Origin of the sequence: Pseudomonas quasicaspiana (genome assembly GCF_021147825.1) — a bacterium.
Lineage (GTDB): Bacteria > Pseudomonadota > Gammaproteobacteria > Pseudomonadales > Pseudomonadaceae > Aquipseudomonas > Aquipseudomonas quasicaspiana.
Genome location: NZ_JAGTPI010000036.1, coordinates 16,782 through 28,717, shown reverse-complemented (window position 1 = coordinate 28,717; position 11,936 = coordinate 16,782). Strand labels below are relative to the sequence as shown.

12 protein-coding genes are annotated in these 11,936 nt (G+C 58.5%); 4 read left to right on the top strand and 8 right to left on the bottom strand.

The features are described 5' to 3' along the window. Positions 1-23: 23 nt before the first annotated feature. Positions 24-182: a DUF2986 domain-containing protein gene (locus KDX30_RS19285; RefSeq protein ID WP_099269766.1), complete on the top strand. Its 159-nt coding sequence runs from the start codon at positions 24-26 to the stop codon at positions 180-182. A 93-nt stretch (positions 183-275) separates the two neighbouring features. Here the strand turns inward: KDX30_RS19285 and KDX30_RS19280 are convergent, their stop codons facing one another. Further along, positions 276-902, bottom strand: a complete 627-nt coding sequence (locus tag KDX30_RS19280; protein ID WP_099269765.1) for a glutathione S-transferase family protein — start codon at positions 900-902, stop codon at positions 276-278. A 359-nt stretch (positions 903-1,261) separates the two neighbouring features. Between KDX30_RS19280 and KDX30_RS19275 the strand changes: the two genes are divergently transcribed. Continuing rightward, entirely contained in the window at positions 1,262-1,813 is a 552-nt protein-coding gene (locus tag KDX30_RS19275) for a hypothetical protein (protein WP_099269764.1), read from the top strand. A 75-nt stretch (positions 1,814-1,888) separates the two neighbouring features. Here KDX30_RS19275 and KDX30_RS19270 read toward each other — a convergent pair whose 3' ends face one another. Beyond that, positions 1,889-2,596, bottom strand: coding sequence for a tRNA (adenine(22)-N(1))-methyltransferase (locus KDX30_RS19270; RefSeq protein ID WP_231677222.1), 708 nt, complete (start codon positions 2,594-2,596; stop codon positions 1,889-1,891). 212 nt (positions 2,597-2,808) lie between these two features. Continuing rightward, entirely contained in the window at positions 2,809-3,423 is a 615-nt protein-coding gene (locus KDX30_RS19265; protein ID WP_231677221.1) for a glutathione S-transferase family protein, read from the bottom strand. A gap of 153 nt (positions 3,424-3,576) precedes the next feature. Here KDX30_RS19265 and KDX30_RS19260 point away from each other — a divergent pair, with 153 nt between their 5' ends. Next, positions 3,577-4,632, top strand: a complete 1,056-nt coding sequence (locus tag KDX30_RS19260; protein WP_231677220.1) for a permease — start codon at positions 3,577-3,579, stop codon at positions 4,630-4,632. A 22-nt stretch (positions 4,633-4,654) separates the two neighbouring features. Here the strand turns inward: KDX30_RS19260 and mnmH are convergent, their stop codons facing one another. The 5 genes from mnmH to KDX30_RS19235 all read right to left on the bottom strand — a co-directional run bounded on the left by mnmH (position 4,655) and on the right by KDX30_RS19235 (position 10,941). Beyond that, positions 4,655-5,755, bottom strand: a complete 1,101-nt coding sequence (gene mnmH / locus KDX30_RS19255) for a tRNA 2-selenouridine(34) synthase MnmH (protein WP_027899294.1) — start codon at positions 5,753-5,755, stop codon at positions 4,655-4,657. After that, positions 5,755-6,789: a selenide, water dikinase SelD gene (selD, locus tag KDX30_RS19250; protein WP_099269760.1), complete on the bottom strand. Its 1,035-nt coding sequence runs from the start codon at positions 6,787-6,789 to the stop codon at positions 5,755-5,757. Before selD ends, mnmH begins: the two co-directional genes overlap by 1 nt. A 533-nt stretch (positions 6,790-7,322) precedes the next feature. After that, positions 7,323-8,423 carry an aromatic ring-hydroxylating oxygenase subunit alpha gene (locus KDX30_RS19245; RefSeq protein WP_231677219.1) on the bottom strand — a complete coding sequence of 367 codons (1,101 nt, stop codon included), beginning with the start codon at positions 8,421-8,423 and terminating at the stop codon, positions 7,323-7,325. After that, positions 8,408-10,012: a GH3 family domain-containing protein gene (locus KDX30_RS19240; RefSeq protein WP_231677239.1), complete on the bottom strand. Its 1,605-nt coding sequence runs from the start codon at positions 10,010-10,012 to the stop codon at positions 8,408-8,410. Before KDX30_RS19240 ends, KDX30_RS19245 begins: the two co-directional genes overlap by 16 nt. Next, complete coding sequence (locus KDX30_RS19235; RefSeq protein WP_122395828.1) at positions 10,012-10,941, bottom strand: fatty acid desaturase family protein; 930 nt, start codon at positions 10,939-10,941, stop codon at positions 10,012-10,014. Before KDX30_RS19235 ends, KDX30_RS19240 begins: the two co-directional genes overlap by 1 nt. 124 nt (positions 10,942-11,065) lie before the next feature. Between KDX30_RS19235 and KDX30_RS19230 the strand changes: the two genes are divergently transcribed. Beyond that, positions 11,066-11,932, top strand: a complete 867-nt coding sequence (locus KDX30_RS19230) for a metal-dependent hydrolase (protein ID WP_231677218.1) — start codon at positions 11,066-11,068, stop codon at positions 11,930-11,932. Positions 11,933-11,936: the final 4 nt, after the last annotated feature.

Sequence of the window (11,936 nt, the reverse complement as noted above, 5' to 3'; positions counted from 1 at the left end):
AGAATCACAAGCTGAGCAGAAACATGAACCGCCAGAAAAAACTACAGCAGCTATTCAAGGCAAAAGCCAAAAAGGCCAGTGCCAAACTGGCACCCAAAAAGCCTAAATACATCAGCAAGGCTGACCGGCTGAAGCTTGACGCTGAAACTGGCCAGGAAGCCGTCGCGACTTCCGAAGGCTGACGGTTACTATGTGAACGCGGCTTGATCATGCAGCTATCTGCTTGATCAAACCTCGCTCGACTGACGTGCCTGAGTTAGTCAGCAACTAGACCATTACTTCGCAAACACGTATTCCCCGCCCTGCTCCAGCGCCTTGCGATAAGCGGGTCTTTCCTGGAAACGTTGTACCCACGCCGCCACATTCGGGTACGGCTGCAACTTGCCCTGCGCCTTGGCCAACTCGCCGATGAAGCTCATCTGGATATCCGCACCGGTCAATTTTTCACCCACCAGAAACGGCGTCAGCCCCAATGCTTCGTTGAGATAGCCCAGATAATTGGCCACTTCCGATTCGATACGTGGGTGCAAAGGCGCGCCAGCATCGCCCAGGCGACCTACGTAAAGATTTAGCATCAACGGCAACATCGCCGAACCTTCAGCAAAATGCAGCCATTGCACGTACTCATCGTATGTGGCGGTTGCCGGATCCGGCTGCAAGCGACCGTCGCCATGGCGGCGGATCAGGTAATCGACAATAGCGCCAGACTCAATGATCACGTGAGGACCGTCTTCAATCACCGGGGATTTACCCAGCGCGTTGACAGCCTTGAGCTCAGGTGGCGCGAGATTGGTTTTCGGATCGCGCTCGTAGCGCTTGATTTCGTATGGCAGGTCGAGTTCTTCGAGCAGCCACAGGATGCGCTGGGAGCGCGAGTTGTTGAGGTGATGGACCGTAATCATGAAAGCTCCGTTGCTCGACAGTGAAAGGTCTATAAAGAGACTGCGCACAACAGCGATAGTTGTAACTTTGAACAGAAGTATGCGGCAGTCATATGGCCTGACCGCATCAGGACAAACAATGCTTCCGGAAGCCTGACGTTGCCGGAACCGCCCAGACGTCAGTGCGCCCGCTTTAGTATCCGTGCTGCAAGGCAAGCCTGAACCGAAGCTTTTAACCCACCAGAAGTCAACCGGGATCACTGGAACAAATCGTGATTGCGCAATACTGCAGGGAGGCAGGAAAATCCAGACGCACACTTGGAAAAATGCCTGATCTATCACCCTGCCCGGTCGACACGATCCTGCAATGAGGAGTACGGATGCATCTTATTGATCGTTACCTGCCTGACTACCAGTTCAGTGAAACCCACTCGCTGGAAAGCTCAGTCAGTCCGGCCCGGTTAATGGCTGAGGCCGTTAACTATCGACCTGAAAATGACCGGTTTTTTCGCTACGCCATTCAGTTACGCGAGCTACCCATGCGGTTGTTTCAGCGCTCGGCATCAAGCGCTAAAGCGAGTTTCGGGATGGACAACTTCACCCTGCTGCATCGCGATGGCGACACCGAAGTCGTCTACGGACTGGCAGGAAAGTTCTGGCAGGCTGACTTCGGTCAGGCTCCTGTGGCCGATGCAGAAGCCTTTCAACGTTTTTGTGAGGCGGGGAGCGTCAAACTTGCGCTCAGTTTTACTTGCCAGCACCTGGAGTCAGGGCTAACCCGGATAACCACTCAAACGCGGGTGCATTGCCTGGATCGTCAGGCGCTCAAACGTTTCACGCCGTATTGGTACGCAATACGGCCAGTGAGCGGCATGATTCGTCGACGTATGCTTCAGGCAATTGTCCGGAGATCTTTAGAGGGTGGGCACTGATTGAAAGCTGTCTGGTGACGTCTCGGCCAAGGAAAGTTTCAAGAACGCCTTCCAGATAAACCAGCGCTCACTGCGTCATGCTCCAGTCACAGCCAGCAATTCGCTTATCCAGCGAACCTGCCGCTCAGCTTCTTCCAGCTTTTCCTCTGGCAGCGCCTGCCGAGCCCGGGCAAAGTGGTTCAAGGTTTGCTGCTTATGACGCAGCATGCGGCGCCACTTGAGCAGAAAAGCCGGGCTGCGAGCCTTCATCTGTAGCGGGCCGAAGTAAAGTTCCTCGGCGGTGTAGACCACAGGCCCAGCGCGCTCGGCAACGATGACTTCGTAGTCGAACCGGTTTTCCCGCAGTACTTCCTCACTAAGGATGCAATAACCGTTTTCCATCAGCCACTGGCGCAGCGGCCGCTCGCCGCCGTTGGGCTGCAGGATCAGACGCTCTTCGCCAGTCAAATAGGCTTTGCCTTCTTCAAGAATGTCGCGGATCGTCTCGCCGCCCATGCCGCAGATGCTGATGGCCGTAATCCCGTCTTCCGGCTGGATCGCAGCCAGACCATTGGCCATGCGTACGGTGATCAATTGGTCCAGATCGTTCTCACGAACCGTGCGTTCGGCCGCGCGGAACGGAGTCAATGCCACCTCCCCCGCCACTGCCGCCGCAATAGATCCGCGGCGCATCAAGGCGACCGGCAGGTAACCGTGATCCGAGCCGATATCGGCCAGTCGCGCCCCCGCAGGCACATGCGCCGCGACGCGCTCCAGGCGCCTGGACAATGTCTGTTCGTTCAACTGCAGCCCCTTTCACCGCTGACATCCAGCACCAATCACCGGACAGGGGCGCGATTCTGGCGAGCAATGCAGCGCATATCAACCCTGGAATTGCGCAGAACCTGTGGGAGCTGAGCTTGCTCGCGATAGGGCTGAACGCGACCCGTCTGACCACTGTGTTGCCAGCATCGCGAGCAAGCTCGGCTCCCACAAAGCCGATCACACCTGTGGTATCAAGCCAACGCAGTTGCTACATGACAATCAATATCCAATAGCGAGGCATGAAAGGTCGGCCGTAATAGCCGCAGATGTTCACGGGTACCGGCCCACCGCGTCACAACGCAAGCCAGGATCTCGACAGCACCTGGCTTGGGCTTGTCAGGGCGCCACGCCGCCGTGCCCCCAAATACATCGCTAAACGTCTCCCAGTGTCCGTACAACCGGGACTTTGCGCCGTTAACCAGTTGCTGCAACTGATCCGGGTTCCCTTCAGGCAACCAGCGCTCCGGGTAATCGATGATGCCGATGGCTGCGTAACAGTTGGATGCGATGTACACCAAACCGCGGAGTTGTATAGCTCGTTCAGACGGGTTCAGGGACAGCAACCCTGAGGCAGGAAACTCCAGTCCGAGACAGGTCAATATCGCCGCGCTTTCAGTCAGCACAGTGTCATCGGGTAAAACCAGAGTGGGCACTTGCAGTAGCGGATTAATCCGTCGCAGCTCATCCCTGCCACTGCCCTCCTCCCAGGAACTGGCTGCCACCAACCGGTAGTCGGCGCCGCAATATTTCAGTGCTATCTCGATAGCTGCGGAACCAGAACCCTCTACTCCGAAAAGCGTGTACATGCCTCAACCCTCCATTGGTCGTAAGTGAGAGTATTAGTTAGCAGCGATTACATACTCCTGGCCACTCGCTGCTCTCCTGGCGCGCAGTCATTGTTGCCAACTGACAGCCAGCGTTGACGTATCATAGACGTTCGCTTACGCACGGATTTCATAATGATTAGCCAGTCCCCACCCTCCACAACGCGCTCCTGGGCATTTTGGTGCAAACCGGCGGTGTTTCTGCTGGTGGCCGTCATCGGCCTGTACTACGTCAAGTGGTCACCTTATTACCTCAAGTCGTTCATCGCCGCCGATACCCATAGCATTGGCGGCTCGATCCTCAACGATAATCTGACGTCGCCGTTGTTGGCTGCGCTGACTTATGCCCAAGTGTATTTTCTGGCGATCTGGAAGGCTGCCGTTCTGGCGATCATCCTTGGCTCGTTGGTACAAGTGCTTATTCCCCGCGACTGGTTGCTGCGCGCGTTTGGAAAAGCGGGCTTGGGCTCTACGCTGCGGGGGAGCTTGTTCGCTCTGCCGGGCATGATGTGCAGCTGCTGCGCGGCCCCCGTGGCGGCCGGGCTACGGCGACAGAACGTGTCGGAGGGTGCGGCGTTGGCGTTCTGGATTGCTAACCCGGTACTTAACCCCGCTACCTTGATCTTCATGGGCTTCGTACTCGGCTGGCAGTTCACCGCCCTGCGCCTGGTGGCAGGCGTTGGACTTGTGCTCGGTGCGTCTTTACTCGCCCAGCACATGTCGCGACCAGAGGCGCTGCCGAAAGCGGCTGTGGATGCTGTTGAGGTGGCCACTGCCGCAGATACCCGCAGTCTCCCGGTGCAGTGGTTACGCACGATGTGGCAGTTGTTCTGGACCACCATCCCGATCTACGTGCTGGCGGTGCTGATCCTCGGAGCGGCACGGGTATGGTTATTCCCTCACGTTGATGGAGCAATGACCGATAGCTGGCTATGGCTGGTGCCACTTGCTGTCGTGGGCACTTTGTTTGTGATCCCCACCGCGGCAGAAATTCCTATCGTGCAGGCCCTCATGGGGGTCGGCTTGGGTACAGCTCCAGCAGTAGCGCTATTGATGACGCTGCCGAGCGTCAGCCTGCCGTCGCTATTGATGCTGCGCAAATCCTTTGATCGTCGGGTGCTGGTGGCCGTCGCATTGCTGACCATGCTGGTGGGCATTATCAGCGGCGTCATCGCGGCGCTGGTCTTCTAGAAAGGCGCAGGCGCCGCTGGGTTCACGCGTGGCGGCGCTGCAGTAAATAATCCCTGACGGCGGCCTGATCACCGGCAAACTCGATACGCCCGGACTTGCTGTCACGCTGGTAGGCGTACATCGGGTCATAGTACTCGGTGAGCAATTGCTCGATCCATTGCCGATGAGCGTCCACCAGCCCCGTTGCCTGCTGCATCTGCAGGGCGCTATCCATAATCACCGCCAGGCGATTGTAGCGCTCTCCCCCAAGGCGCCTGAGGTTGCTGGCCAGACTCTGGCGCAGGCGTTCGGCGAACGCATTGAATCCTTCCTCCGCGCCATGGACAGCGACAAAATCTGCGCACAGGTCGATAACGTAATCCTTGAGGATCCGTTCAACCCGACTCTCGACGCTGTCTTGCAGCCACACCAGAGGCGCGGCTTGCATCTGCCGAAACAGCGAAAGAGGCACTGCACGGCTGCCAATAGCGCGACCTTCGTCCTCGAGTACGAAATGTTCGGCACCGCGATGGCGTTTCTTCAGGATGTCCACAGCCAGGGCATTTTCAAAGTCGATCTGCCCGGGCTGAGCACTGACACGTTTGCCGAAGCTGGAGCCGCGATGGTTCGCGTGGCCTTCGAGGTCGAGGGCGTTACTCAACCCCGCCAGCACTTCAGTCTTGCCGGACCCGGTCAAGCCCCCGACCACGACCATGTCACACTCCTGAACGGCGCACTCGATGGTGTCGATAAGGAAGGTGCGCATTGCCTTGTAACCGCCTGACACACGCGGGTAAGGGATACCGGCGATGTCTTTCAGCCACTGCTGGGTGATCTGCGACCGCAGGCCACCGCGAAAGCAATACAGATAGCCTTCCGGCTGACAGCGGACGAACTCAGCCCAGCCTTCAATACGTGCTTCTTTGGTAGCCCCGGACACCAACTGATGCCCCAACTCGATGGCGGCCTGCTGTCCCTGTTGTTTATAGGCCGTGCCGACGGCCTCACGCTCGGCATCGTTCATCAGCGGCAGGTTAACGGACTGCCCAAAGGCCCCTTTCGCAAACTCCACGGGCGCGCGGACGTCCATCAGCGGGATATCGTTTAAAAAAATATGGCGCAAGTCGGCGCTGTTCTCGCGCATCAGAACACCTCAACGGCGTTAGCCTGGCGCTCGATCAGCGTGCCTATGGGGCGCAAACTCAGTCCCAGATCGGTGGCGGTCTGCAGAAACTGCGTTTGCCCCTCTGGCGCTACGGCTACAAGGAGGCCGCCACTTGTTTGCGGGTCGCAGAGCAGATGTTTCTGCCATTCGGTCAATTTGCCGATGCGGCCCCCGTAACTGTCAAAGTTGCGCAGCGTGCCTCCCGGTACGCACCCTTGCTCAAGGTAATAATCAACACTGGCCAGGCGCGGCACGGCGCTGGCCTCGATACGTGCCGTCAAGCGGCTACCGTCAGCCATTTCCACCAAATGACCCAGCAGGCCGAAACCGGTGACATCGGTCATCGCGGTGACCCCGGCAAGCTTGCCGAAGCGGCTGCCGATCGTGTTGAGCGTGCACATCTGGTCCCGCGCCACGCCAATGTCGGCGTCCCGCAGCAGGCCTTGTTTCTCGGCGGTGGTTAGCACACCGATCCCCAATGGTTTGGTCAGATAAAGCGTACAGCCCAGGGTGGCAGTGTCGTTACGTTTCATGAAACGCTTTTCGACCAGCCCCGTCACCGCCAGGCCAAAGATTGGTTCTGGCGCATCAATGGAGTGTCCACCGGCGAGCGGGATGCCCGCAGCATCACAAACTGCACGGCCACCGCGAATCACTTCACGAGCGATTTCGGGAGCAAGCACGTTGACCGGCCAGCCGAGAATGGCGATGGCCATGATTGGATCTCCACCCATGGCATAGATATCGCTGATAGCGTTAGTCGCGGCAATACGGCCGAAATCGTAGGGGTCGTCGACGATAGGCATGAAGAAATCGGTAGTTGAGACGACTCCGCGCTCGTCATCAATGGCGTAGACCGCCGCATCGTCACGCGACGCATTACCCACCCAAAGCTTTGGATCGAGATTTTGTGCGCCGCTGCCAGCGAGGATCACCTCAAGCACTTGAGGCGATATCTTGCAACCGCAGCCGGCGCCGTGGCTGTATTGGGTCAAACGAACCTTTGCGCTCATTGGATGCCACTCTGCGTGTAAAGGGTGGCAGTCTAACAGAGGCAAAGAACAACAGATTGCGCGGACTCATCACGCTGACGCAGCCCTCGCACTGCTTTTCGGCAAACATCAGCGCTTGCGGCAAATCCTCCCATGCAGCATTAACGAGGCGCTGAGCTGCGGCAAGCCGACGGTCAGGCGACTCGCCATTGCGGTGCTCGACGTAGATCAATCGGCTCCCGAACTGGAACTCGCATAACCAGACGCCCGACGGAGCGCGCCAGTGTCCGAGCATGGATTCGGTTAACAGGTTGATGGCCATGTTGAGCGCTTTGCAGAACGAAAGGTGCTTAGGTTAACTGCTCAGTACCCAGCCTGGGAATCAAGCAAACCCTTGCGACCGACCCTTCACCAGCACATCAATTTGCAGAGCATTCCAAATCGAACAGCGCGCCTTCAGTCATCACATTCGTGCGCTGTTGTGCTGCCTGTCACCGACGCAACTGGCGAGTTCAGTTCAGCCGAAGCTCTAAGCCGGTTGAAACACCAGGCTGTCAAAGTTCGAATCGGATCCGCCGCTCGCGACGCTGCGCTTCCGGCAGCGTCTCGCCGCGTCGAACCGCTGCGAGCAACTGTTCGACGCCCACATGGATGGCATCGGCAGGCACATTGCACGGTTTGAAGTTGGGCACGTTGTCGAGACCCTCGCGGTGTGCGCGAATGATTTTGACGTCCTGCTGAATCACGATGTGCGTGTACAGATGAATGAACGGACGCAGTATTCGCAACACCCAGCGCGGCATCGGAAAACGGTAGGCGATGTAGGTATAGACGCGTGACTGGCGATCATTGACCGGGGTGATCTGGCTGACGATCAGAAAGCCTGAGCGTGCGCCCCACAAGTAGTCACAAAAGGTCACATTCGGCGCCAGGAAGCGATCCGTGTGTACCAGCGGCTCAGCGTCCGGGTTGGTCAGCCATTGCATCAGGCCGATCTCGTCGACCTCATCGTGATAGACGACCTCGATGCTCTGCGCCTTGCAAGCCAGCGTCGCCTCCATTGCGCGACCGCTGCTCGACCGAAAAATACCTTCATGAACGAACACCGTGTGCGGCACATCCAGAAAGTTCTGCACCAGACTGCCTACATCGGCGTCAAAGGTGTTGATCATGAAATAGGATTGCCACGGACGCTCGCCATAGGCGGGAAGCCGGAAAATCGGTGTGTCGCGAGCATCGCCCGTACCGGTGTACACCCAGACCAGCCCATCCTGCTCGCACACCGAAAAATGGCGCTGCCTGTAGCGATAACCGGGCGACTTCGGTTCGCCCTGCTCGGCATCCACGCTGGGAATATGCACCACGTGCCCGGTCGCGTCGTAGCGCCAGCCGTGATACGGGCACACCAGGCAGTCATCGGTGATTTTACCGGCCGACAGCCGGGTACCTCGGTGCACGCACTGGTCGAGCAGCGCCGCCGCCTTTCCGCTGCGCTGGCGAAACAGGACGATGTTCAGGCCGAGAATCGTCGCACGGTAAGGTTTGCCGTTGCGCAATTGCTTTTGCGTGCACGCCACATACCATTGCTCGCGCGTGCCATCGCCACGTGTCTCGGTGTCAGGCGTGTCGATGTCGCTGCTCAAACGTGCGGGCATTCAGGTTCTTCCGTGATTGCAAGGAGGGCATTGGCCGTGTCCAGTCGACTGATCAAAGCGCGCGGTTTGACGTCGCCCGCACGAATGCCGGTTGCCTCCGCCGCGCGTTGCAGCAACGCTGCGAGTTGTTGCGCGCCGCCACTCACCAGACGCACACGTACCGGTCCCAACTGACCCAGCGTGCGCGCATGACCATAGTGAAAGGAGCTTTGCAACGCTGTGTCGATGTCGTTTGCCAATACCTCGCAGGGTATCGCCGATGATGTCGACACAAGGGCTACATAATGCGGCGGTGTGTTTCTGGAGTCAGGAATCAGGCATGCGCTGTCTGCACTGTCGATGCACTGCGCCAGAACACCCTCGACAAGCTGTTCATCCAGTTTCTCACCCACCAGATCGCAGGCACTTGCGCTGCGCCCGACAAACTCTACCCGCGGCGTATCGCCCTGTTTGCCGACCACGCGTACCCGATCACCCAAGGCATACCGGTAAAGACCCGCCCCGGTGGTCAGCAACACTTGCGCGGTTTCGCCCATGCGTAGCGAGTGAGCGCCTTTCGGCAGACCGTCGTCACCGACGAATTCCAGATAATGACTGCCAATCGCCAGCGGGCAGCCCGCCCCTTCGCCAAACGGCACACTGACCACGCCTTCGGTGGCGAACAGGCCTTTTGGCAACCAGCGTGCCTGAGGAAAACGCGTCGCCAGTTGCGCCGCGTACCCACGACTAGGCCCGTCCATCCAGCAACTGACCGCTGCCAGACGCGGCCATAGCTCAGTGAATACTCCTTGAGCACGGGCATGGCGCAAGGCTTGTTTGCGCGGCGCTGGCAGCATTGCTTCGAGCCAGTCACAGGTCTGCCGGCTTTCGGGGTTTTCGGTGTCGAGCAAAGGTTGTAGCAGGCTGCTCAGAAACGTCGGGCTCCACACGCTGATAATGCTCAGGTCGGCATCGGCAACCAGGGCAAGCAGCGTTTGCCTGCGCCAGTGCACAACGTCATGAGCCATGTCGGGGATCAGCAGAGTGCCCGCCAGCCCGGCAATTGCACTGCCTTGCAGGTATTGCAGATCGCTGACACTGCCAATCGGTATGCCATTGGCGCTTATCGCAGATTGCTGCAAGGGCGGCGACATTGACCAATAGCCGCTGCCGTGGCTGATTTCCGGAACCTGGCGGTACATGTCAGCCAGCCAGACCGTCAACGAACCCTGCAACTGGGCAAGAAATTCCCGCGTGTAGGGGATGTGTTTCTGCAGCGCGCTATTGCCGCTGCTGCGCTCGAAAAACAACGGCGGGCTGGTAGTCAGCACCGCGTCGCTGTCGTGCTGTGCCTGTTCGACCCAGGGCTGCAGTTGCGCGTAAGTGAATGGCGGCACCTTGTCGCGAAAGTCGCTGGCGTTGCGAATCCCGGCAAAGTCATGGGCACGACCAAACGCACAATCGCGATTGGCCGACAACATGCCCAGCAACAAACGTTCCTGAGCCTGTTCCGGTTGCTCGCACTGCATCTGCCACTGGTCAAGCGCGACGTGCGTACTGTCAATGAATGAGTGCCACAGCGCTCTCTTTACGTCGCCATCGGTCTGCATCAAAAATAGGTCTTGTCGAGACTGGACAGGTCATCGGGCAATCGCTGCGGCGGCGTGAACACCTGGAGCCAGCCGAACCACAGTGGCCGGGTTTCCTTGAGGTTCGATGCCGCATGCATGTGCTGCCAGTGCATCTGCGAATGACGGTGGTGAGTCAGGTTGTAATTGAAGTTGAGGAATGCCCAGCGAACCAAACGCGGCGCACGCATGTTGTAGGCACCTTCGACGACATCTATCGGGGTACGCATGTGGTAGACCCACTGCAGTGACGACCAGGAAAAACCAAACGCGATGTAGGTAATCAGCACCACTTCCCAGGTCCAGCCAAGCAGATACGCGCACGCCAGCCACACGATAATGCCTGCGATAACTTCCTTGCGGATACGCCGAAAGTCGTTGATTGAGAAGTCTTTGAACGCCGCTGCATAAGTGTTGACCTCACCACTTTGCGACCAGCGATCAGCCACGCGGGCGGGCAGCAAAGGCAGCAGCAGGCTGCCGATGAATGCCGCCAGCCAGATACCGCCGAGCACTGCAAAATAGTATTCCAGGCGTTTGCGCAGTAGCGATTCATCCGGCATGGCGAAGTCCGCCAGCTCAGCACGCGTACGGTTTCGCGAGTGATGCCCGAGGTGATTGATGTGGATCAGCGTCGCGGAGGCGCCAAACAGGGTGGAAGCCCAGCACATCATCAGGTAATTGGTGGTCTTGTTGCTGTGCGCGAGACTGTGAAACGCCTCATGCATCATCGAGAATACGCCTTGCATGACCAGACAGAACGGAATCAGGATCAGCCATTTCCACGCACCTGCGTCGGTGTGTGACAGCCATGTGAGGGTCCCGCCCCAGAGCAGCGTCTGGAGGGCCAGCACCGCCAGATTTGCCGTGTCGAAACGGCGTGCTGGCAAAATATCCTTATAAGTGCGCATAAAGTAACCACATGTAAAAATGCAGAGTATACCTGCCTGCGCATGCGGAAGTTTATTCGGCAGTTTCAAGCCTGCCGGACTCTGGCACACTGTACGCCCTGATCATCACAGTAAGCCGGGCACCATGTCGCTGTTCAAACGCATCCTCTCACGACGCTCGGCGGCACAGCTCTCCCCGCAGGTTATCGCTTACCGCTCGATACGCTTTACCTTCGATGACAGCATCCCCCGTTACTGGCACGCAGGTCGGGCGCACACCACGCGCTTTTTCGACTGCCTGTCGTTCATGTTCCCTCAGGGGGAAAGAATCTTCATCGAAAGCGTGGTGCATTTTCGCCACAAGCTCGCCAAGGGCAGCGCGCTCGACAAGGCCGTCGACGACTTCATCTATCAGGAAGCCTCACACATGCGCGAGCACCGCGCCTACAACCAGCGGCTTGGCGCACAAGGCGCGCCGGTCGAAAAGCTGGAACGCATGCTGCTGCGGCGTAGAAAGGAAAGCGAGCGGCTACCGGCCAGCTTCCGGCTGGCACTGACCGCCAGCCTTGAACACATCACCGCGATACTTTCCGATCAGCTTTTGCGTAACCCGGCATACCTCAAGGATGCCGACCCAACAATGGTCGGCCTGTGGCGCTGGCATGCGCTGGAAGAGATCGAGCACAAGGCAGTTGCCTATGACGTGCTGTGTACCGTCGAGCGCAACCCGGTATGGCGTTACCTGCTTCGCTGTGTGGCGATGATCAGCCTGTCGGTGTATTTCACCTTCGATCTCGCATACTTCACCTATCACTTGGTGCACGGCGACAAACAACACCGCAACTGGCGTGAATGGCTGCGTTTGCAGTGGTGGCTGTTCGTCAATCCGGGCCTGCTTTCGCGCATCGTGCCTGCCGGGCTGTTCTGGTTTTTGCCCGGCTTCCACCCCAACCGCATCGATACCCGCGAGCTTCTCGACAGCGCTCGCCAGGCGCTCGATGAGCGGCGTTGAGCGC